Below are 22,504 nucleotides of genomic sequence, written 5' to 3' on the forward strand. Positions count from 1 at the left end.
TATCTTTTGAAGGCGCAAGCTATGAACGGGCGGTCCAGACATCTTCCCGCTGACGAGCGACGGGCGGCGACCGTGGAGGCGGTGGTCGGCCTGGCCGCGGAACAGAACCCGAGCGACATCACCACGACGGCCATCGCCCAGCGGATGGGTCTGACCCAGGGCGCGCTCTTCCGCCACTTCCCGACCAAGGACGCCATCCTGCAGGCGGTGATGTCCTGGGTGACCGAGCGCTTGCTCGGCCGCGTGGACAAGGCGGTCGAGGAAGCCGCCTCTCCGGCTGCCGCGCTTGAAGCGGTTTTCATGACGCATATCGATTTCGTGTCTGATCACCCGGGTGTACCGCGAATGCTGTTCGGGGAGTTGCAGCGACCGGGCGAGACGCTTCCCAAGCGCATGGCCCAGACCCTGATCCGCCATTATGGCGAACGGCTGCATACCCTGCTCGACGCCGGAAAGGCACGGGGCGAACTGCATGCGGACCTCGATCCGGAAGCCGCGGCCACCCTGTTCATCGGCACGGTCCAGGGCCTGGTCATGCAATCCATGCTGGCGGACGATGTGACCCGCATCCGCAGCGATGCGCCCGGCGTGTTCGCCATCTATCTGCGCGGCGTCGGAGCATCATCATGAAGAACATCCGCCTGTCCGGCACGACAAAGCGGATCCTGATCATTGCGGCCGTCATCGTGATCATCGGTGCTGGATGGCTGTGGATGCAGCGGGGCAGCCGCGACGGCGACGCCCTCAATCTGTACGGCAATGTCGACATCCGGGAGGTGCAATTGGCCTTCCGCCAGTCCGGCCGCGTCGCGCAGATGCTGTTCGATGAAGGCGATCATGTCGAGCCGGGCGCACATATGGCGACTCTCGACGCGCAGCCGTTCGAGGAAGCGCTCGCGGCCGCCGACGCCGCCGTAGCGGCCGCACAGGCAGACCTCGACAAACTGCGCCGCGGGCTGCGGCCGCAGGAGATTGCGCAGGCGCAGGAGGCCCTCAATCAGGCCCTGGCCGTCGCCAGGGACACGGAGCGTAATTTTGATCGGCAGAGCCAGTTGCTCGCGTCGGGAGCCGCCAGTCAAAAGACGGTCGATGCCGCGCGCACTGCGCGCGATCAGGCCGCCGCCAGTGTCAAGGCGGCCCGGGCCGCGCATTCGCAAGCCGCCGAAGGCTTCCGCAAGGAAGACATCGCGGCGGGGCAAGCGCGCCTCGCCGCCGCACAGGCAGCACGGGCTCAAGCCGCCACCGCGCTCGCCGACACGGTTCTGCTTGCACCCGGCACCGGCACGATCATCGCACGGGTGCGCGAACCCGGCAGCATGGCTGTCAGCCAAAGCCCGGTCTATAGCCTCAGCCTTGATGCTCCGGTTTATGTGCGGGCTTATGTCGGCGAACCGGATCTGGGGCGTATCGCGCCCGGAATGCGGGTGCGCGTTCGCAGCGATTCCTCCGACAAACTCTATCAAGGCCAGATCGGGTTCATTTCGCCTCGCGCCGAGTTCACGCCCAAAACGGTAGAAACGACCGATCTGCGCACGGATCTGGTCTATCGTCTGCGGATCGTGGTCACCAATGCCGATGCCGCGCTGCGTCAGGGCATGCCGGTAACGATCGAGGTCGTAGTCGGACAAACCTCCGGCGCGCGCGCCAAAGGCCGCTGACGTGCCGCCCGCCACCGCGCCACAGGAGCAAAATGGCGATGTCGCGGTCGTCATCGACAGGTTGAGCAAGCATTTCGGCAGTGCGCCTGCGTTACAGGATCTCAGCGCGCAGATAAGCTATGGCCGACTGACCGGGCTGGTCGGGCCGGACGGCGCGGGCAAGACCACCTTGATGCGTATCCTGACAGGACTGCTGGTGCCGAACAGCGGCCACGCCAGGGTAGCGGGCTTCGATGTGGTGGACGACAATGACGCCATCCATGTCGCGACCGGCTACATGCCGCAACGCTTTGGCCTCTACGAAGACCTGTCGGTCATGGAGAATATGCGGCTCTATGCGCAGTTGCGCGGTATGGCCGCCGATGGACACGCCGACCTGTTCGCCCAACTGCTCGACTTCACACGTCTTGCCCCCTTTACCGGACGCCTGGCGGGCAAGCTCTCCGGCGGCATGAAGCAGAAGCTGGGTCTCGCCTGCGCATTGATGGCCCGGCCTGCTGTCCTGCTGCTCGATGAACCGGGTGTCGGTGTCGATCCGGTCAGCCGTCAGGATCTGTGGCGCATGGTGCAGGCGCTGACCGACGAAGGGATGGCCGTAGTCTGGTCGACCGCCTATCTCGACGAAGCCGAACGCTGCGACAGCGTGCTGCTGCTCAACGAAGGGCGGCTCGCCTATGACGGACCGCCCGGAGAGCTGACCGCGCGCCTTACAAGCCGGAGCTTTCGGCTGGAACAGGTCGGCGAGCGGCGGCGGGCCGTGCTAGCCGAAGTGCTCAGCCTGGACAGTGTCGGCGACGGGGTGATCCAGGGCGCCGGCGTCCGCGTGGTGCTGCGCGCCGATGCGGGAACCGAGCAAATTAGCGCGCTCGCCGATCGGGTCGGCGCACAACTGAAAGCGGTGCCTGCCCGCTTCGAGGATGCTTTCATTGATCTTCTGGGCGGCGGTCCGGGCGGCACATCGGCGCTTGCCGAAGGGATGCCGCCGGTCGAACTGGCTTCAGACGTTGCCGTCTCCTGCCGCGATCTGACCAAGCGTTTCGGCGATTTCACCGCCACCGACATGGTGAGCTTCGAGGTCCGCAAGGGCGAGATATTCGGTCTGCTCGGGCCGAACGGCGCCGGCAAATCGACCACCTTCAAGATGCTGTGCGGCCTGCTCAAACCCACCAGCGGCGAAGCGCAGGTGGTGGGGCTGGACCTGCGCCGGGCGACCGGTGCTGCCAAAGGCCAGCTTGGCTATATGGCGCAGAAATTCTCGCTCTATGGTTTGCTGTCCGTGCGGCAGAACCTGGAGTTCTCCGCGGGCGTCTATGGCCTGAAAGGCGCCGCGCGGCAGGCGCGGATCGACGAGATGATCGACATCTTCGGGCTGCAACCCTGGCTGTCGGCGGCGCCGGAGTCCCTGCCGCTCGGGGTCAGGCAACGTCTGGCGCTGGCCTGCGCGGTGATGCACCGCCCGCCCGTGCTGTTCCTGGATGAACCGACTTCGGGCGTCGATCCCATCACGCGCCGCGAATTCTGGACCCATATCAACGGCCTTGCCCGCAAGGGGGTGACGGTGATGGTCACCACCCATTTCATGGACGAGGCGGAATATTGCGACCGGGTGGCGATGCTCTATCGCGCCCGGCTGATCGCGCTCGACACGCCGGACGCCCTCAAACGCAGCGCGGTAAGCGATCTCCGTCCGGACCCGACCATGGAAGACGCCTTCATTCATCTGGTCGAAGCCGAGGACCGCGCTGACGAAGCCCGCAGCGGAGTTGCCGCATGAACGGCGCGGGCGGATCGCGAACGGACCTTCAAGCCATGCGCCGCTTCGATCCGAAGCGCCTTTGGGCGCTGGTGTTCAAGGAAAGCCTGCAGGCGATGCGCGACCCGTCCACGCTGCTGATCGCCTTCGCCCTTCCGGTCGTGCTGCTGCTGCTGTTTTCCTATGCGGTATCACTCGATGTGCGCGCGGTGCGCATCGGCGTCGTGCAGGAATCCGAATCTGCTTCGGCGCAATCGCTGGCCGCCGCCTTCGCCGGCACCCGTTATCTGGACGTCACCTTCGCCCATGACCGGCGCGAAGTCGCCGACCAGGTCGTCTCGGGCGATTTGCGCGGATTTGTGGTGATCCCGCAGGATTTCGAGCAGCGCCTGGCCGATCGCGGCACGCGGCCTCTGGTGCAGATCATCGCCGACGGTTCGCAGCCCAATACCGCCAACTATGTCACCAACTATGCGCAGGGCGTGGTGCAGACCTGGCGGGGCGGGCTTGATGGCGAGACGCCACGCGCAGCCGTCACGATGGAGCCGCGCTACTGGTTCAACGCCGAACTGGAAAGCCGCCGCGCGCTGGTGCCCGGCGCGATCGCCATCGTCATGACCATCATCGGCACCATGCTGACCGCGCTGGTGGTGGCGCGCGAATGGGAGCGCGGCACGATGGAAGCGGTGCTCTCCACGCCCGCATCGGTCGCGGAGATCCTGATCGGCAAGCTCCTGCCCTATTTTGCGCTCGGCATGCTGGCCACGCTCGGTGCGACCGCGCTGGCGGTCTTCGTGTTCGGCGTGCCGCTGCGCGGATCGCTGGCGGCGCTCCTGCTGCTTTCGGCCACCTTCATGGTGCCGGCGCTGGGCCAAGGGCTGCTGATTTCGTCTGTCACCCGCAACCAGTTCCTGGCCGCGCAGATCGCCTTGTTCTCCGGTTTTCTGCCGGCCTTCATGCTGTCGGGCTTTCTCTATGAGATCGACGCGATGCCCGCGCCGATCCGGGCCATCACCTGGGCGATACCGGCGCGCTATTTCGTCTCTTCGCTAAAAACCGTCTTTCTGGCCGGCGACATCTGGGCCGTCTTCGTGCCGAACCTGCTGGCGATGGGCGCCATCGGCGTCCTGTTTTTCCTCCTGGCCAAGCGCGCCACGCGCAAGAATCTGGAGTGACGAGCCATGACGCGGCACAATGGCTATCTCTCTTTCACCCGGCTGCGAGCCCAGTTCGTCAAGGAAGTGCTGAGCATCCTGCGCGATCCGCGCAGCCGCATGGTGGTGTTCATGCCGCCGCTGCTGCAACTGCTGGTGTTCGCCTTCGCCGCGACGCTCGAAGTGCGCAACGTCGATATTGCCGTGCATAATCAGGATGCGGGCCGCTGGTCGCATGAACTGATCGCGCGGCTCGATCGGGCCGACTTCATTACCCAGGTCTATCGCGTGACCGACGGTCAGGAACTGGGACGCCTGATCGACCAGGGCAAGGTGATCGCGGCGCTCGACATCCAGCCGGACTTTTCGCGCGCAATCGCTGCCGGAGACAGCGGCCGTATCCAGCTGTTGATCGACGGCCGGCGCAGCAATTCGGGACAGATCACCGCCAGTTATCTCTCCGCCATCGCCGCCGAAGTCGGCGCGGAGGCCAACCCCGGCACAGGTCCTGCGACGCCAGTGGCGGTACGCAACTGGTTCAATCCCAATCTGACGTATCGCTGGTTCATCGTCCCGGGCCTCTCCGGCATCCTGGCGTTCTTCAGCGCACTGCTCATAACCTCGCTGTCGATCGCCCGTGAACGCGAACTGGGAACCTTCGACCAGTTGCTGGTCTCACCAACCTCCACGCCGGAAATCATCCTGTCCAAATCCTTGCCGGCGCTGGTCATCGGCACCATGCTCGGACTTCTGATGATGGCCGCGGCCGCGGGACCGTTCCGGATTCCGTTCAACGGGTCGTTCGCGCTGCTGTTTGTCAGCCTGGTCCTGTTCATCCTGTCGGTGGTGGGCATCGGTCTGATGATTTCGGCGATCAGCGCGACCCAGCAACAGGCCATCCTGGGCGCCTTCGCCATCGGCGTGCCATCCGTCCTGATGTCGGGATTTGCCACGCCGGTCGAGAACATGCCCATGCTGCTGCAATGGCTGGCGCAGGCGATTCCACTCACCCATTTCCTGGTCATCGTCGAGGGCAGCTTTCTCAAAGCCATGGCGCCGGGCGACATATTTGCCAGCCTCTGGCCATTGGCGATGATCGCCCTGGTGTCGCTCACCATGGCCACCATCTTCGTTCGAGGACGCCTGCAATGAGATCGCCCCGCCACAGTCATGCGCCGTCATTGTCTGATACGGGCGGACGTTCCCCGCGATGGTCGCGCTACGCAATATTGATAGCTGGCTGCAGTTCGTTGACGGCCTGTATGGTCGGCCCCAACTACCGGGCGCCACCTGCCGTTGACACGGGTAGTGGCTGGAGCCGGCCGGTTGGGGAAGCGTCGGCGCCAACGGACCTGGACCGCTGGTGGAGGGCCCTGGGCGATCCCGAACTGGAGAGGCTGGTCGATACCGCACTGGCGCAAAATCTCGATATCCGTCAAGCCACCGCACGGATCGACGAGGCGCGCGCGCTGCGAGACCGCGCCGCTGGCCGGCAACTGCCCACGGTTTCTGCTGGCGCCAGTGTGAACCAGCGTCGGCAAAGCGAGAACGGCCCGCTGCCCGTTGGGTCCATTCCCGGCCTCGATGCGTCTCAGACGATCTACGATGCCGGCTTCGACGCGGCCTGGGAACTCGACCTGTTCGGCGCGAACCGGCGGGCGCTGGAAGGCGCGAACGCCCGCTTGCAGGCAAGTGAAGCGGAGGCGCAGGGCGTGCGTATGCGGATCGCGGCCGAAGTCGCACGCGCATGGTTCGAGGCGACCGGCGCCAGAGAAGAATTACGCGCGCAGCGGGCGACGGTGGCGACGCTGCACCAGACGCTGGAACTCATGCGCGGTCGCGCGGCGCTCGGCGATGTTGCCGGTGCCGACGTGGACGCAACCCATGAACGCTGGGCCGCCGCCAACGCCCTGCTGCCGGGCATAGAGGCGCGGCAGCGTGCGGCAGTGCTCGGCCTTGGTGTCCTGCTCGGCTCACCGCCGGAACGTGAACTCAAGCTGCTCGATGCAACTGCATCGTCTCTCATACTGCCGGCGCTGCCCGTGGGGGAACGGGCCGATATATTGCGGCGTCGCCCCGATGTTCTGGCTGCCGAACGGCGCCTCGCCGCCAGCACCGCCGATATCGGCGTGGCGACCACCGAACTGTTTCCCAAGCTCTCTATCGCAGCGGGCGGCGGATTTCAGGCGCTTAGCACGGGCGACTGGTTCGACACCTCCAGCACCCGCTACTCCATCCTGCCGCTCATTTCCTGGCGCTTGTTCGACGGCGGCCGCGTGCGCGCGGAGATACGCGCGCGGGAGGCCGTTCAGCGGCAGGCCGCGCTGGGCTATGAACAGGCCGTCCTGGCCGCATTGGGCGACGCGGAGCGCGCCTTGAGCGACTATGACGCCGGACGCGATGCGCTCGCGCGGCGTCAAACGGCGCTGGACGCTGCGCGTCGAAGTGTCGGCCACGCCGAGGCCCGTTTTGCCGCCGGCGATATCGCGGGGATTGAACTGCTTGCGGCCGAGCGCCTCCTGCACGAAGCTGAAACCGCCTGTGCCCGCGCGCATGCCACAACGGCGGTGCAACTGGTGGCGTTGTACAAGGCGATCGGTGGGGGCTGGGACTTGCCCGATGCGCCGACTTCCAAACACGTTTCAATTGGTGCCACAGTGGGAGAAGGGCAATGAATGACGCTGACGGGAACAGCAAGGAACCGGCCGCGCACGACTGGGCGGGGGAAGCGGGCACACGCTGGCTCGCCCAGCTCGACCGTTTCGAGAGCATGATCGAACCGATCGGCGCAGCGCTGCTCGCGCGAGCAGCCTATGTTGCCGGGGAGAAGGTGGTCGATATCGGCTGCGGCGGCGGCTGGACGACGAGGCGGATCGCCGAAAGGACGGGCAACACGGGATTGGCGCTCGGCCTCGACATATCGCCCGAACTGGTGGCGGCGGCAACGGATCGGGCGCAGCGCGCCGGTCTTGCCAACATCCGCTTCGAACAAGGCGACGCCGCGACGGCCATGCCCGAAGAAGCCCCCTTCGACCGGCTGCATTCCCGCTTCGGCACGATGTTCTTTCCCGAACCCTATGCCGCATTCGCCAATCTGCGCCGGATGCTGCGTGCCGGTGGACGGCTCGACATCGCGGTGTGGGCGCCGATCGCCGACAATCCGTGGCAGCGCAATGTCATGGCCGCGATCCGCCGGCATATCGACCTGCCCACGCCGCAGCCGCGCGAGCCCGGCCCCTTCGCGCTGGGCGAGCAGGATTATGTCACCGATCTTCTGCAAAGCGCCGGCTTCTGTGACATATCGTTCGACGCCTGGACGGGCGAGCAGCGCGTCGGCGGACCCGGCAGCGATCCCGAGAGCGCCACCCGCTTCGTGCTCGACGGCATGCAGGTCGGCGATCTCGTCCGGGCGAGCGGGGACGACACACGCGCAGCCGTTCACCGCAGCCTGGTCGAACTGTTCGAGCGCAATTGCGATAATGAAGGTGTTCGCATGGGCGCGAAAGCCTGGCTGGTGAGCGCCCGCGCGTGACCTGGCGTCAACCGCCATCCTCATCGTGAACCACCCACAGGCTATGCGAATCGATTTCCAGCTTGAGCAGGGCGCGGGCCGCTTCCGATCGCGCCATGATCTCGGACCGGCGCGCTTCACCCGCCTGACGGCGGGCATAGAGCAGGTCGGCAAGGTCGATCTGGCCGAGCTGGTAGCCACGTTCGGTTCGGGCCAGCGCACTAGCGGCGCTTTGCGCTGACAGATCCGTGTTTTTCCACGCCTCCAGCCGCAATGTGGCGCTGGACAGATCGGCATCCGCGATGGCCCTCACGGTCCGCTGGACGGACATATGCTCAAGCTGCGCGGCATTGCCTTCCGCGGAAGCCCGGTCCGCCGCCGCGCGTCTGTGACCGCCGCCCAGCGGCATCGACATGACCACCCCCGCGCCCTGCTCCATGCCGCTCCGCTCACTGAACAGCCGGACGCCGAAGGACGGATCGGCAATCCGGTCCGCGCGAACACGCTGCGCAACGACCGCCAGCCGCTGCGCCTCGCGCTCGGCGGCGCGGATTTCATGGCTGCGTTCGATCACCAGATCCCGCATCGCCGCAAGTCTCTGGGCCGGAACCATCGCGACGGACGTTTCCGGCGGCTCGATGGGCAGCGGTATTTCTGGAAAATTCGCGGCAAGCGCCACACGCGCCTGTTCGCGCGCCGCGAGCGAGTTCGCGGCCTGGGCCTGGGCCTGAGCCATTGCCGCCATGGCCTGATCAACATCGAGCGCCGCCGCATCGCGCAGCGCCACGCGCCGGCGCAGCGCGGACAGCTCCTTTTCCAGCCAGCGCACCGTATCGAGGTCGTTGCGATACAGCGCGCCGGCGACCAGCCAGTCGTTCCAATAGCCGGAGAGCAGCAAAGCCGTCTGATGCCGGGCATCCTCCATCCGGTTTTCCGCGACCTCTATGCCCAGGGCGCCCGCCTCGCGATCGAGCGCCGCCTTGCCCGGCAGGCGGAACGGTCGGGCGATCGTGGCGTCGAACTCGTCATAGCCGCCTTCCCTGTCCACGCTGCGGCGAACATAGCTGCCGGTAACGGCAATCTCATGGGTCCCCTTCGCCAGCATGTCGCGGTCGGCACGGGCGGCGTCCACCCGTGCCCGCGCGGCCGCCACGGCCGGATGATTGTCCAGCGCTTCGGCAACCTTTTCGCTCGGCGGCAAATCGGCGCGCTGGGCAAGCGCCCCAGCGGGTGTGAGCAATGCGACAAGCGCCCCGAGGATGATCGGCGATCTCATGCGATCCTCCCCCGGGCTGACACCGGGACTACGTGCCAGCGCACTGGCAGCGACCGCTTCGATTGGGTGACCGCGTCAACCAGTGTCCCCAGAGCGTCCTCATCGACAATCAGTTCCAGCGCGTTGCGGCGCAGAAGGCCCGACACCCGTTCCGCCGTGCTGGCGTCGCCGAAGTCCCAGCCGCGCACCGCCTGCTCGGCGATATGGATCGGCGCGTCGCAGGCGGCGCGGAGTGCGTCAGTCACGCTATCGGCGTCATGCGAGGCGCAATGGAAGGTCAGCAGGATGTCAGCCATTGTCGGTTTCTCCCGCGCTTTCGCCGAAACGCTCGAACAGGATCGGCAGCAGAATGAGCGTCAGCAGGGTGGAGGTGATGAGGCCGCCGATCACGACGATGGCGAGGGGGCGCTGGATCTCCGATCCCGGGCCGGTCGCGAACAGCAGCGGCACAAGGCCGAAGGCCGTGATGCTGGCGGTCATCAGGACGGGACGCCGGCGCCGTTCGGCGCCGAGGCGCACCGTCTCGGTCATGCTCCGCCCATCGGCGCGGAGCTGGCGGAAATAGGTGACCATGACCAGTCCGTTGAGCACCGCGATGCCGAGCAGGGCGATAAAGCCCACCGAGGCGGGAACCGACAGATATTCTCCCGAAGCCCAGAGCGAGACGATCCCGCCGACCATGGCGAAGGGGATGTTGACAAGGATGAGCACCGAGGCGCGCATCGAGCGCAGCGTCGCCAGCAGAACGAAGAAGATCAGGAGCAGCGCGATCGGGATCACGACCGCCAGCCGGGCCGAGGCGCGCTGCTGGTTTTCGAACTGCCCGCCCCAGACGATGCTGTAGCCGGCGGGCAGTTTGACCTTCGCGCCGACCTCGGCCTTCGCTTCATCGACATAGCCGACCAGATCGCGCCCGGAGACGAACGCCTGCACCAGCGCGAAGCGCGACCCGTTCTCATGGTCAAGCTTGACCGGCCCCTCTGTCCGCTCGATCCGCGCCATGTCGCTGACCCGGGCGACAATTCCGGCGGGCGTGTGCAATTGCAGATCGGTAAAGCGGGCGGGATCGGCGCGCAGCGTCTCATCGCCGCGAATGACGATCGGCACGCGCTTCTGGCCATCGGCGACGACGCCGACATGGACGCCTTCGATCTGCGCGCGCAACGCATCCTGTATCTGGTCGACCGGCATGCCGAAGCGCCCGGCGGCGGCGCGGTCGATGTCGAGCTGGAGATAGTCTACGCTGTCATTGGCGACGGTCAGCACTTCGGATGCGCCATCGACGTTTGACAGAATCTCCTGCACCTGACCCGCGAGATCGCCCAGCGTCGCCAGATCCGGCCCGAAAATCTTGACGGCAAGATCGCCGCGCGCACCGGTCAGCATTTCGGAAACCCGCATCTCGATCGGCTGGGTGAAACTCGGCTCGATGCCGGGCAGGCCTGCCATCGCCTTGCGCATATCCTCGACGATGAGATCCTTGTCGCCGCGCCATTCGGAGCGCGGCTTCAGGCGGACGAAGCTGTCGGTCTCATTGGGGCTCATCGGATCAAGTCCGATTTCGTCCGATCCGACGCGCGCGATCACGTCCTGCACTTCCGGCACGCGCATCAATGCGCGCTGCGCGGCCATGTCGCCCTGAACCGACTGGTCAAGATCGATGGAGGGCAGCTTGGTGAGCTGGACGATGATAGAGCCTTCATCCATCGTCGGCATGAAGGTCTTGCCGACCGCGCCATAGGCGATGCCGGCGATGACCAGCCCTGCCGCCGATAGTCCATAAACCAGCCGCTTGCGCGCGAAGGCGCCATCGAGGAGACCCCGGTAGCGGGGACCAAGCTGGCGCATCAGCCACGGCTCACCATGATGGCCGCTTTTCAGGCCGAAGGATGCAAGCACCGGAACGAGCGTGAGCGCGAGCAGGAGCGAGCCGGCCAGCGCAAAGACGATGGTGAGCGCAACCGGCGCGAACAATTTGCCTTCAAGGCCCTGCAGCGACAGCAGCGGCAGGAACACCAGTGCGATGATGGCGATACCGGCCGAGACCGGCACGATGACTTCACTTGCCGCCTGATAGACGAGGTTGAGGCGCGGGGTTCCCTCCTCGTGTGCCCGGCCGAGCCGTTCGACGATATTTTCCACCACCACGATCGACCCGTCGACCAGCAGGCCGATGGCGATGGCAAGACCGCCAAGGCTCATGAGATTGGCCGAAAGGCCCATGCCCTGCATGAAGAGGAAGGTGATGAGCGCCGCCAGCGGCAGAGTGGCGGCGACAATCGCCGCCGCACGCCAGTCGCCAAGGAACAGGATGAGCAGCACGACGACAAGGACGGCCGCTTCGAGCAAGGCTTTCTCGACCGTGCCGACGGCGCGCGCGATCAGGTCGGAGCGGTCGTAAAAAACATCGACATGGGTGCCTGTGGGCAATGTGCTTTCGATTTCCGCAAGGCGGGTGCGGACACCATCCACCACCTGCCGCGCATCGGCGCCGCGCAGGGCGATCACCAGCCCCTGAACCGCTTCGGCCTGACCGTTTTTGCTGACCGCGCCATAGCGCGTCAGGCTGCCGGTTCCGACCGTCGCCAGATCGCCCAGCCGAACGATGCGGTCGTTGCGGCTTTGAACCACCAGTTGCTGTAGATCCTCGACCGACCGGATTGCGCCGACCGCGCGCACGATCAGCGATTCCTCGCCGCTTTTCAGCCGTCCCGCGCCATCGTTACGGTTGCCGCTTTCAATCGCCGTCTGGATGTCCGCGATCGAGAGGCCTGCCGCCGCAAGCGCAACGGGATCGGGGCGGACTTCGAAGGTTCGCACAAAGCCGCCCAGCGCGTTCACATCGGCGACGCCCGGCACGGTGCGAAGCGCGGGGCGGATGGTCCAGTCGAGCAGTTCACGCTTTTGCTGAAGCGAGAGCGGTCCCTCGATTGTGAACATGTAAATGTCCGAAAGCGGTGTGGAAATCGGGGCAAGGCCGCCGCTGACCGACGCGGGCAGATCGGGCAACACGCTCGACAGGCGTTCGGCAACCTGCTGACGCGCCCAATAGATGTCGGTGCCGTCGACAAAATCTATGGTGATGTCGGCAATGGCATATTTGGCGGTGGATCGCAGGATGGCCTGATCGGGAATACCGAGCATTTCCATCTCGATCGGCGTGATGACGCGGCTCTCCACCTCCTCGGGGGTCATGCCCGGCGCCTTCAGGATGACTTTCACCTGCGTCTGGGCGATGTTCGGATAGGCATCGACCGGCAGCGTCACGAAGGCCCAGGCGCCAAGCCCTGCAACCGCGAGGGCGAGCGCGAGAACGAGCAGACGCCAGGACAGCGAGGCGGCGACTAGCGAACGCAACATGGCCCGGACCTATCGCGACAAGGCGAGCGCCTTGAGTGCGCTCGTGCCGGAAATGACCACCTGCTCGCCCGGCCTGACGCCTGAAAGCAGCACGGTTTGTCCCTCGACGGAACCGCCCCCAGATCCACCCAGCGTTACGTCGCGGATCGCATATCCGCCGCCAGTGGCGACGAAGACGATAGTCTTGTCCCCGATCATGGCGATCGCACCAGAAGGCACGCTGACGGCACCGGCCGGGGCTGGGCCGGACAGCGACATGCTGGTCGCGCGGCCGGCGATGATGCCCGGCCCGGCAGGAATCTCGGCCTTGAGAACGACCGAGCGGGTGGCAGGGTCTATCGTCGACCCCACGGCCGTGACCCGGCCGGCGATGTCGGGCTCGATCAATACGGTCATGCCCGGGCGGGCCGTGCCGACGAGCCGTTCGGGCAACTGGCCGACAACCTCATAGCGGTTGGCGGCGTCGATCACGTAAGGCGCGGTGGTTCCGTCCACCGGATTGCCCGTCTGGACGCTGGCGGTCGTGACGCGCCCCGCGATCGGCGCGGTCAGCGTATAAGTGCCGCTCGCGCCCACGCCATTGACCATTTTGAGGATGCGCGCCTTTTCGGCGACATCCGCGCCCGCTTCGGCCGCCAGCGCATTGGCTTCATCGGCGCGCGCGCCAGCGATGATGCCTTCGCGGGCAAGCTGCGAGAGCCGGGCCGCGTTCGACCGCGCCACGCCCGCCCGCGCATTGGCGCGGGTGAGGTCGGCCCCCATGGTCAACACATCGCGGCTGGAAATGATCGCAAGCGGCTGGCCCTGCCGGACCGTATCACCTTCGACCACCAGCGTCCGCATGACCACGCCGGGAAACGTTGCGGCCACCGCCACGCGCGCGTTGGCGGGCGGCTGGATCACCGCCGGAATGACGGCGATGGGCGCTTCAATCGCGGCGATGGCGGGCACAAGGCGGATACCGAGCTGCGCGGCCTGTTTGCGATCAACCGGCAATATGCCCGGCGCCGCTTTCCCGGCTTCAGCGGGTTGGAGGCTGGGCTCAGGGGCCGTGCCGGATCCGGCAAACCACCAGACACCAAGCACCAGCACAATGACGGCAACGCCGGCAAGGAGATAGTTCCGCTTCGACATGGGCTTCGCCTAGTGCGCGAAACTGACGAGACCCTGACGAGGCCAAAATGCGATCAGGCGCCGGGGAAGTGCAATGACAATTCCCGCGCGACAGGATCGGTGGTCAGCTCTCCACCGTGCGCCGCCATGATCCGGTCAACGATCGCCAGACCAAGCCCGGCGCCGTTGGTGCTGGCATGGTCCGCCCGGCTATGCCGCCGCACAAGTTCGCGAAGCCGATCGGTCGACAGGCCCTCTCCGCCGTCACCCACCGCGATCACCGGATCTGGGCCAACCCTTATGGTCACCGTGCTCCCGGTTGGCGTCACCCGGACAGCATTCTCGATGAGGTTCCGCAAGGCGGCGGCGATCGCTTCGCGCCGGCCCCGCGCCACGGGATGCCCGCTACCTGCATCGAGCGTGATGGCTTTCCCTTCCGCGATGATGCCTGGCGCCAGAAGGCTGACGACATCGCGGGCGATCTCGACAAGGGACACGGATTCCAGCGGGAATTGCGCGGCGGATGCGGCGTCAATTTGGGCCAGCAGCATGAGCTGGTCGATCAGGCGACGCATCGCGGCGACGTCATGCTTCAGGCGCGCGGAGTCGTCATGGTCGAGCCGGTCAAATTCGAGCGACAGCACCGCGAGCGGCGTGCGCAGTTCATGCGCGACATCGGCGGCAAAGGCTTCCTGGCGCATGGCGGCGTCGTCAAGCCGGCCGAGCAGATCATTGACGGCATCCGTGAACGGCAGGGCTTCGGCCGGCAGATGGGACGTGTCTATGCGAAAGCCGCGTTCGTGCCCACGCGCGGCCTCGATCGCGGTTGCGGCTTCCTCAAGGGAGCCAAAAGCCTGTCGGATCACGCGCCGCACGACGAAGGCGACGGGCACCATCAGCACGACCAGTGGAAGCGCGACATGCTCCAGCATCTCGCGCACGGCCTTGATCAGCGCGTCCTGCGCCGTCAGATCGTCGAATGTCAGGCTGTAGAAAAAGACGACCGCTGCAAGCAACAAGATGGTGCCGACAAGGCCGACGAGAGCAAGCCCTCGCGCAAGTTTGCGCGACACGGAGCGCCGATAGGTCACGCCGCGACATCCTTCAGCATATAGCCGACGCCGCGGATGGTGTGGAGCGCGCCAGTGGCACCAGCCTCGTCCAGCTTCCGGCGCAAGCGGGAGACCGCCGCTTCCACGGCATTGGGCGTCACCGGCTCGTTGAAATTGTAGAGCGCATCCTCGATCGTCTCGCGGCGGACGACGGTTCCCGCCCGCCGTAGCAGCAATTCCAGGAGGTCGGCCTCCCTGCGGGACAGATCGATGGCGTAGTCCCCGCAGTGCGCCGTGCGCGCCGCCGTGTCGAACCGCAGGCAGCCCGCTTCCAGCACAGGTTGCGCGCGCGGGCCGGGGCGGCGGAGCAACGCGCGAATGCGCGCGGCCAGTTCATCGATCTCGACAGGCTTGACGACATAATCGTCGGCGCCGGCGTCAAGCCCCGTGACCCGGTCCTCCAGCGCGCCGCGCGCGGTCTGGATGATCGCGGGCGGCATTTGCCGATACTGGCGACGGTTCGCCAGCCAGGCGACGCCATCGCCGTCCGGCAGGCCGAGATCGAGTATGATCGCGTCATAGACCGCGCCACCCAGTGCGCTGTCCGCATCGGACAGGGTCGTGGCGATGTCGCACGAAAAGCCCCGGCGCTGAAGGCCGTCCGCAACCAGCTTCGCCAGCCGGTCATTATCCTCTATGACAAGAACGCGCATCTATGCCGGCTTTCCTAGCACGATCCCGCCTCAATTCCCGCCCTGCAATCTGACCAGTCCCGCGCGGGGATCGAAAGAGGCCGTCTCAATCCCGGTCATTATCCTCGCCTTGAACGGCTGTTCCACCTTCGATTTCATGCCCTTGCTTTGCCTCGCCGTGCGACTGCGCACTGAACGCCGCGGAATCGTAGCGCAGGATGCCAAACACCGTCATCCCGATCACCAGGACGGCCAGCAGCACCGCGACGACGGCCGGCCGACGGGCATCGTGGGCGCCAGGGTGCAGAGCGACGCTCTTGCGGCCAGTAACCATGGCGCGCGCGAGATTTTCGCGGGTGAAGACGGACATCAGGACCACCGCTGCGACATGAACGCCGATGAGCGCCAGCAGGCCATAGGCAATCGCCTCATGAAGATCCTCGTCGGCCTGCCCCGCGTCGACCTGGATGCCGGTCCACAGCACCGCGCCGGTTGCAATGAGCATGGCCAGAACAGCGAGCGCCCCCAGCGGATTGTGCCCGATCGTGCGTTGTGGATGACCCGTCACAAGTTCCCGGACGTGGGACAGAAGGCGTGACGGTCGCACGAAATTGGCAAAACGCGCATGCTCGCCGCCGATAAACCCCCAGACAAGACGAAAGACAAGCAGGACAGCGGCGGTCCAGCCTGCCGCCATGTGCCAGTCCGCGATTCCGCTGTCTCCTTCCGAGGACAAAAAGGCAATCGTGATCGCCGCGACCAGCAGCCAGTGGAAAAGCCTGAGCGGGGCATCCCAAACCCTGAAACTATCACTGTAGCTCGTTTTTGCCATGAGCATCATTTGTCTCCTTGGCCTTTGGCCATAAGAGAGATTGCTGACGGCGCGCTGACGAACGCGGGGCAGCGATCACGTCAGACAGCCGCTCCGAACAGGCTGCCCACGCCTGCCGTCAACGCCATCGCCAGGGCGCCCCAGAACGTGACGCGGACGATCGACCGCATGACAGGGGCCCCGCCCGCCTTCGCGCCAAGCGCCCCGAGCAGCACGAGGCACAGAAGCGAAACGGCGACGACGAGCGGTATCAATTGCTGTCCCGGCGCGGCGGCAACCACCGCCAGCGGCATGATCGCCCCGGCGCTGAACGTCGCGGCGGATGTGAATGCCGCCTGCAACGGCCGCGCCGTGGATATGTCGGAAATTCCCAGCTCATCGCGGGCATGCGCCCCAAGCGCATCGTCCGCCATGAGCTGGTCGGCAACCTTGAGCGCAAGATCGGGGTCCAGGCCGCGCGCCATATAGATGTCCGCCAGTTCCTGCCGCTCGAGCCCGGGCTGCGTTGTCAGTTCCGCCGTTTCGCGGGCGAGGTCCGCCTTCTCGGTATCGGCCTGCGAGCTGACCGAGACATATTCGCCGGCGGCCATCGACATGGCGCCGGCGACAAGCGCCGCGATGCCGGCAACGAGGATGCCTGATCGGTCCGTTCCCGAAGCGGCGACGCCGACAATGAGGCTTCCTGTGGAAACGATACCGTCATTGGCGCCAAGGACCGCCGCGCGGAGCCAGCCGATACGTGATACCGCATGTCGTTCGGGGTGAGCGTGCAAGCGGGTCATGGGTCCTCCAGCCAAGGGTCGGCACAAGACCATGACCGCATTTGCTGACCAGCTCCTGACGCAATGTGATTTCCGGCGCTAATTGAAATGGAAAGGCAGGACGCAATCGAGCGTTCCCACGCCGAGACTTTCAGGCGGGCGCGGAAAGGGCGCCGCCAGGCGAACCGTGCGAAGGGCGAGCCGGTCAAGCTGCGCATTGCCGCTGGATTGCGCGAGCGAGATCTCGCGCAAGGCGCCGTCAGCACCGATGGAAAAATTAATCAGCGCCTCACCCTCAAGATGAAGGCCCGCCGGGCGTCTGGCGGCAATCCATTCCCACAACCGCCGAAGATAGGCCGCACGCGCAGTGCTGAGCGTTGATGACGCAGCCTGCGGCGAAGCAGGTTGGGGATGCGGCATGTCGACGTTCATGCGGGCAGGCAAGGGCGACGGTGCGACAGGTAGCGTCAAGGCAGCCTGATCGGAGGCAGGCCGGTCGGGCGACGCCTGCGGCCCTTGCCGCGCGCGTGTCGCTGGCGTTGTACTGGGGGGCGTCAGCTGATTTGCCGGTCTGGGGGCGGCTTTCGGCCGGCGGGCAGACGGCTGTTCGGTTTCGAGCGAAGGCAGCGTCATGATCGTGACCGTGCGGGGTTCCTCCCGCCTTTCGGGGATTAGACGCGGACTGTGGCTCCACAGGCCATAGGCCGCAAGAACACCCGCATGCAGGGCAAGCGACACGAGGAACCCGAAAGCCCTCGTATCGCTCGCCTGGGCCAGCCGGTATGCTGGACTGGCGGCCATGCCTCAGAATTTCGCAGTCAGGCCGATGTTGAAGGAGCGGCCACGACCAGGCACCGGCCGCAAGTCGCCGGTCGCCTTGTAATCGCCGAGCGACATGCCGCCCAGCGGCAGATCATAGCCCTTGTCGAACAGGTTCTGGACATCCAGGCCCAGCCGGTAATTGCCCCAGGCATAGCCGGTCCGAAGATTGACGAGCGCATAGTCGTCCGTTCGGGGTTCGTTGCGCGTGGCGTCGACCCGGTTCTTGTCCGCCACGACCGTCAGTTCGACCGCGCTCTCCCAGCCCCCGAGCCGATGCTCCAGCGCAAACGTCGCGTTGAACGGCATCTGATGGTAGAGCGACCCGCCGTCGTCCAGATTGCGCCCGCGCAACCAGCTTGCCGTTGCGGTCAGTTTCGCCGTGCCGGCCGATGACGACTGCCACAGCGCAAGCGAACCCGAGACATCGACGCCATATAGCTCGGCTTCGCGGTTGGCGAACCGAAGCTGCACGAACCCCGTCGGCGTGCCCATCATATTGGTGAAATCGGCCAGCTTCACGACATCGATATAATCATGGACGCGCGTGTAATAGGGTGCGATCCTGAGCGTCCAGCCATTGGCGCCGGCGCCTTTCAGACTGACCGCGGCACTTATCGTATCAGCCCTTTCGGGCTTCAGGGTGGGATCGCCGACATAGCCGTTGCCATCACCGAACCAGCCGATCATCCGGCTCGACATCGAACCGCGTCCCCAGCTGTAGCGCTCATAGACGCCCGGTGAACGGCTCTTGCGCGCATAGCCCAATTCGAGCGTCGCCTGATCGCTCGGCGCATAGCGGACAAGGGCCGTGGCGCTCCAGTTGCTGTCATGCCGTTTGCGATCCGCGGCGTTGAACGCGGTGGCCGCCATCGCGTCGGCCATATTCATCATCGAGGTGGAATAGGGCTGGACCTCGCCGGTGTTCATCCAGACCTGATCGTTGCGCACGCCGACCAGCGTGGTGAGCTGCGGCGTCCACTTCGCCTCCCATTCGGCAAAGGTGCCAAGCCGGTCGCGCTTCGCGCCGTTCACATTGATATAGGTGTTGGGCCCCATCATCATGTGGCCCGCGACCGCCGGCCAGTAATCATTGAGCCATTGGTGGTGGAATTCGCTCCCGAGACGCAGCGTGTCGCGATTGGACAGCATAATGTCGCCCTTGAGCGTATAGCCGGCGCTATGAACCTCGGTGTTCATGGGCATGCCGCCGGTCGCGGTGCCGCCCTTGTCCGCCAGGAAGTTCATCCGATGATCGGTGTCGCGATAGAAGGCGCGCAGGTCCAGATCGCCCCAGTCGAAGGCGCCCTTCCAGTGACCGTTCAGATACCAACTCTTGTTGGATGTCATGTCCATATACTGGTTGGGAAAGCCCTCGTACGGCGAGAAATGGTAGCCGCCCTTCAGTTCGAACAGCCCGATATCGGTCTGCGCGGCCAGGCTCAGCGCATGGTCCGTCTTCTTGTATTCAGTCGAACGGACGGTGCCGTCACGGCCGCCGCCCTTGTAATTGTCGGACTGGGTGAAGGAACCGGCATAGCTGAGGCTGAGCCGGTCGCTTGCCGCCGTGATCGAAAGTGCGCCGCCGAAGCCGTCGCCGTTACTGCGGTAGAAGGTGGACAGTTCGCCCGTCAGCAATCGTTTGCCCGCCTTGGCGAAGCGCGGTGTCAGGGTTTCCACCGAAATCGCGCCGCCGATGCTGTCACCGCCCATGCTGACCGGCGTCACGCCCGTGATGACGCTGATCGCGTCGATCGTCTGCGGATCGGTGTAGGACAAAGGCGGGTTCATCGCATTCGTGCAGGCGATGTCGATCGGCACGCCGTCGACCAATATGGTCAGCCGCTGGCTTTCGAGGCCCCGGATCACCGGCAGGCTGGAAAAGCCACCGGCGCCGAAGCTGCTGCCCCCCGGCAGGCGGCCGATCAGCGCCGCCGTATCGCTTGTTCCCGATTGCAGGGGTGCGACCTTGTCACGCAAAAGGATCTCGGACGACACGGGACCGGCAGGGCGATCCTCGGAATCGATCCCGATGGACGGAAGAACCTGTGTATCCTGCGCAAAGGCACTCGCGGCCGACAGGCCATAGAATATTGCAGCCGCGCTCGCGGCTTTGGAAATGACAGACATGGATGGATCCTGATCCGGGCGCGCGGCGGTCCGCGCGCCGTTGAAAACGAACGGCGAAAGGGATCAGGCGGCTGTTGGCGGTCCTATTGGCGGAGGCCGCAGAAATGGCGAGGCACCGGGCAGGGCGAAAGATAGGCCAAGAAAGCCCATCGCCAGGATGAAGGCAATGGCGAGCGCCAGCAGGATCGGGTCGGCGGCGGCGAGCGCCGGCGACGACAGACCCGAGAAAGCGCAAGGCATGTCGGCCTGCTTGTGATCCGCGGGATCATGATCGCCGGACCTGCCCGGAAGCTCCATCATGACCGTTTGCGGACCCTGGCCCGAGCAGAGCTGGACCAATATCGTACCCGAAGAGACGGTCGGCATGAACCCGGCCGGCACCAGCACCTTCAGCATGAGCGCGGCCCCGGCCAGCCAGATGGCCAGCCAGCGATGCCGGGCAAGGAAGGAGCGGATCATGGTCACGGGAGCGGTCTTTAGAAATCGGTCCTGCTGATGTCGAGGTGACAAGTCGGATTTTTTCGCATACATCGCCTTGACTTAGCGCATCGCGAACAGCTCCTGATGGAAACGTTTCGCTACCGGAAAGCCCAGCGCGGCAAAGTCCCGGCGCAGCGTTTCACCAAATCCAAGGGGGCCGCAAAACCAGAGGCTCGCCTCCCGCCATTCCGGCACGGCGGCGCGTATTCGCTCGCCATCGAGGCGGCCATCGCGTGCATCGACCAGAACATGCAGGCGAATATGGGCAGCCGCCGCATCCGCTTGCAGCTTGCCCAGAGCCTCCTCGTCGACTTCGGCCGTGCAGTGGAAGAGATCAATCTCCGCGCGCGCGCCTTCGGGACTCTGGGCCAGATACTTCATGCGGGCGATGAACGGCGTGATACCGATCCCGCCACCGATCCAGATCTGACGGGCGCTATCATCGTCGAATGTGAAGCATCCATAAGGCCCCTCGATCCTGATCTCCTGGCCGACATGGAGTTTTTCGGGCAGGCGCCGCGTATGATCCCCCAGTCCCTTGGTGATGAAGGTGATCCGCCGCTCATCCTCGCGCCAGGCGGACGCGATGGTATAGGGATGCGGCCCTTCGGCCGGGTCCGACACGGCAAAGGCGAACTGGCCGGGTCGGTGGCCGGGCCACCCCTCCCCCATGTCGACGATGGTCTCGAGCGCCCGCACGCCCGGATAATGGTGGATGGCGGCAATCCTGCCCGGCACCTGCCGGTCCCGGCCTGCGCGGCGCGACAGAATGAGGATCGCCGCCCCGGTGCCGCAAGCAAGCAGCGCCGCCAGCGTGAGGCCGTACGGAGACAGCCAGTAGCTGAACGTCGTCAGGATCACGGCATGAAAGACCAGCACGAGATAGGCCAGCGCCAGAAGCCGATGCGTTCGATAGAAGAAGCGGTAGGGAATGCGCTGGATGAGCGCGACGGCGATCAGCGCAACCACGGCATAAAAGGCCCACTCGCCCAGACCCTCCGCCGTGTGGCGGAGACTGGCGAACAGGGCCTCGACAGGATTGCTTGCGGGCGGTTGCGGGCCACGCGACGGTCGTTCGAGCCAGCCCCACCCCACGGCCCATTTCGGACCCTTCGCCCACAGCCAGTGCGCGATGGCCGTGACCAGTGCCGCGATGCCGAGCCATTTGTGGAGACGATACATCTTGTCCAGTCCGCCCAGCCCATGTTCGGGCCAGCGGGGGCGGATGGCGAGCATCATCGCGACGCTCATGCAGGCGATCGCCAGCGCGCCGCTATACTGCACCGCCGCGCTGCGGATCGCGAAAAAGCCGGACGACCGGAATATGGACAGGTCCGCAAGAAGCCACAACATGGTGACCAAGGCGGCCAGGCCCCAGAATGTCAGTCGCAGGTTGCGCATTTCGATCCTTGTCCGGCCCTTGCGTCAATTGTTCCCTTCGCCCTGTAGCGATCGGCCCAGCTGTGGGATTGATTTCGGACAAGAAGGCAGAACCCCTTGCTCGGCGCATGCGAACATCGCCGACAAGTCTGACGAAAGCCTGACGAGCATTACCCAAATTCGATAGTGTCAGGCCTCGCAGCGTGACATATTTCACGAAATGGGTGCACCATCGGCAGCATAGGTCCGGCTCCGGTCGTATTCGTGGTCGCCCGCTTCGTCGACAAGATAGCCGGACACTTCTTCGGCGTAGTCCGCTTCAAGCACTCCTGTAGCACTCGGAATCAGACGAACACCGAAACCGTTGGCAAAGAGAAGGCGATCTGCCTCCTTCATTGCTGCAAACTGGTCATGTGCGGTCACGCCCAGTTTGACGCGCACGGTGGCATAGACGTGAACGAAATGGGTTGGCGCAGACATGCTGATCTCCCTTTGAGGCATTGGAATGATCGCGGGTGACAGGCCCAGATGCC

Annotated in this window: 20 protein-coding genes; 7 read left to right on the plus strand and 13 right to left on the minus strand. The window is 65.3% G+C overall.

Going from position 1 to position 22,504, the window contains the following annotated elements; all coding sequences use genetic code 11:
- The first annotated feature begins 21 nt into the window (after window positions 1–21).
- From L286_RS28635 to L286_RS28665, 7 genes are all read left to right on the plus strand, one after another.
- Window positions 22–630, plus strand: a complete 609-nt coding sequence (locus L286_RS28635; RefSeq protein ID WP_020819441.1) for a TetR/AcrR family transcriptional regulator — start codon at window positions 22–24, stop codon at window positions 628–630.
- Complete coding sequence (hlyD, locus tag L286_RS28640) at window positions 627–1,658, plus strand: secretion protein HlyD (RefSeq protein ID WP_020819440.1); 1,032 nt, start codon at window positions 627–629, stop codon at window positions 1,656–1,658. Before L286_RS28635 ends, hlyD begins: the two co-directional genes overlap by 4 nt.
- A 1-nt stretch (window position 1,659) precedes the next feature.
- Window positions 1,660–3,432 (plus strand): ATP-binding cassette domain-containing protein, encoded by a 1,773-nt coding sequence (locus L286_RS28645; protein ID WP_020819439.1) that lies wholly within the window; start codon window positions 1,660–1,662, stop codon window positions 3,430–3,432.
- A complete protein-coding gene (locus L286_RS28650; protein ID WP_021223102.1) occupies window positions 3,429–4,586 on the plus strand; it encodes an ABC transporter permease in 1,158 nt (385 codons plus the stop codon). The genes L286_RS28645 and L286_RS28650 overlap by 4 nt, the downstream gene beginning before the upstream one ends.
- Before the next feature lie 111 nt (window positions 4,587–4,697).
- Entirely contained in the window at window positions 4,698–5,717 is a 1,020-nt protein-coding gene (locus tag L286_RS28655; RefSeq protein WP_238559299.1) for an ABC transporter permease, read from the plus strand.
- A 98-nt stretch (window positions 5,718–5,815) separates the two neighbouring features.
- Window positions 5,816–7,240, plus strand: a complete 1,425-nt coding sequence (locus L286_RS28660; RefSeq protein WP_237229880.1) for an efflux transporter outer membrane subunit — start codon at window positions 5,816–5,818, stop codon at window positions 7,238–7,240.
- On the plus strand, window positions 7,237–8,097 hold the full coding sequence (locus tag L286_RS28665) for a class I SAM-dependent methyltransferase (protein ID WP_020819435.1): 861 nt from the start codon (window positions 7,237–7,239) through the stop codon (window positions 8,095–8,097). Before L286_RS28660 ends, L286_RS28665 begins: the two co-directional genes overlap by 4 nt.
- A gap of 7 nt (window positions 8,098–8,104) precedes the next feature.
- Here L286_RS28665 and L286_RS28670 read toward each other — a convergent pair whose 3' ends face one another.
- The 13 genes from L286_RS28670 to L286_RS28725 all read right to left on the minus strand — a co-directional run bounded on the left by L286_RS28670 (window position 8,105) and on the right by L286_RS28725 (window position 22,451).
- On the minus strand, window positions 8,105–9,352 hold the full coding sequence (locus L286_RS28670) for a TolC family protein (RefSeq protein WP_020819434.1): 1,248 nt from the start codon (window positions 9,350–9,352) through the stop codon (window positions 8,105–8,107).
- Window positions 9,349–9,648 carry a DUF3240 family protein gene (locus L286_RS28675; RefSeq protein WP_020819433.1) on the minus strand — a complete coding sequence of 100 codons (300 nt, stop codon included), beginning with the start codon at window positions 9,646–9,648 and terminating at the stop codon, window positions 9,349–9,351. The genes L286_RS28670 and L286_RS28675 overlap by 4 nt, the downstream gene beginning before the upstream one ends.
- Window positions 9,641–12,712 (minus strand): efflux RND transporter permease subunit, encoded by a 3,072-nt coding sequence (locus L286_RS28680; protein WP_020819432.1) that lies wholly within the window; start codon window positions 12,710–12,712, stop codon window positions 9,641–9,643. Before L286_RS28680 ends, L286_RS28675 begins: the two co-directional genes overlap by 8 nt.
- 9 nt (window positions 12,713–12,721) lie before the next feature.
- Window positions 12,722–13,846 carry an efflux RND transporter periplasmic adaptor subunit gene (locus L286_RS28685; protein ID WP_020819431.1) on the minus strand — a complete coding sequence of 375 codons (1,125 nt, stop codon included), beginning with the start codon at window positions 13,844–13,846 and terminating at the stop codon, window positions 12,722–12,724.
- A 53-nt stretch (window positions 13,847–13,899) separates the two neighbouring features.
- A complete protein-coding gene (locus tag L286_RS28690) occupies window positions 13,900–14,916 on the minus strand; it encodes a sensor histidine kinase (protein WP_020819430.1) in 1,017 nt (338 codons plus the stop codon).
- Window positions 14,913–15,590, minus strand: coding sequence for a winged helix-turn-helix domain-containing protein (locus L286_RS28695; protein ID WP_020819429.1), 678 nt, complete (start codon window positions 15,588–15,590; stop codon window positions 14,913–14,915). Before L286_RS28695 ends, L286_RS28690 begins: the two co-directional genes overlap by 4 nt.
- A gap of 85 nt (window positions 15,591–15,675) precedes the next feature.
- Window positions 15,676–16,410, minus strand: coding sequence for a cytochrome b/b6 domain-containing protein (locus tag L286_RS28700; protein WP_020819428.1), 735 nt, complete (start codon window positions 16,408–16,410; stop codon window positions 15,676–15,678).
- Between the two features lie 71 nt (window positions 16,411–16,481).
- The gene (locus L286_RS28705; RefSeq protein ID WP_020819427.1) at window positions 16,482–17,183 is read right to left on the minus strand and encodes a VIT1/CCC1 transporter family protein; all 702 of its coding nucleotides are present in this window, start codon (window positions 17,181–17,183) and stop codon (window positions 16,482–16,484) included.
- Window positions 17,184–17,261: 78 nt separating this feature from the next.
- On the minus strand, window positions 17,262–17,594 hold the full coding sequence (locus tag L286_RS0124250; protein WP_021223103.1) for an energy transducer TonB family protein: 333 nt from the start codon (window positions 17,592–17,594) through the stop codon (window positions 17,262–17,264).
- 372 nt (window positions 17,595–17,966) lie between these two features.
- Window positions 17,967–20,111 (minus strand): TonB-dependent receptor, encoded by a 2,145-nt coding sequence (locus L286_RS28710; RefSeq protein ID WP_020819425.1) that lies wholly within the window; start codon window positions 20,109–20,111, stop codon window positions 17,967–17,969.
- A 63-nt stretch (window positions 20,112–20,174) separates the two neighbouring features.
- Window positions 20,175–20,570: a hypothetical protein gene (locus L286_RS28715; RefSeq protein WP_020819424.1), complete on the minus strand. Its 396-nt coding sequence runs from the start codon at window positions 20,568–20,570 to the stop codon at window positions 20,175–20,177.
- Between the two features lie 81 nt (window positions 20,571–20,651).
- Complete coding sequence (locus tag L286_RS28720; RefSeq protein ID WP_020819423.1) at window positions 20,652–21,992, minus strand: ferredoxin reductase family protein; 1,341 nt, start codon at window positions 21,990–21,992, stop codon at window positions 20,652–20,654.
- A gap of 192 nt (window positions 21,993–22,184) precedes the next feature.
- The gene (locus tag L286_RS28725) at window positions 22,185–22,451 is read right to left on the minus strand and encodes a hypothetical protein (protein WP_025160949.1); all 267 of its coding nucleotides are present in this window, start codon (window positions 22,449–22,451) and stop codon (window positions 22,185–22,187) included.
- Window positions 22,452–22,504: the final 53 nt, after the last annotated feature.

The organism is Sphingobium sp. HDIP04 (genome assembly GCF_000445085.1).
In the GTDB taxonomy this organism is placed as follows: Bacteria; Pseudomonadota; Alphaproteobacteria; order Sphingomonadales; family Sphingomonadaceae; genus Sphingobium; species Sphingobium indicum.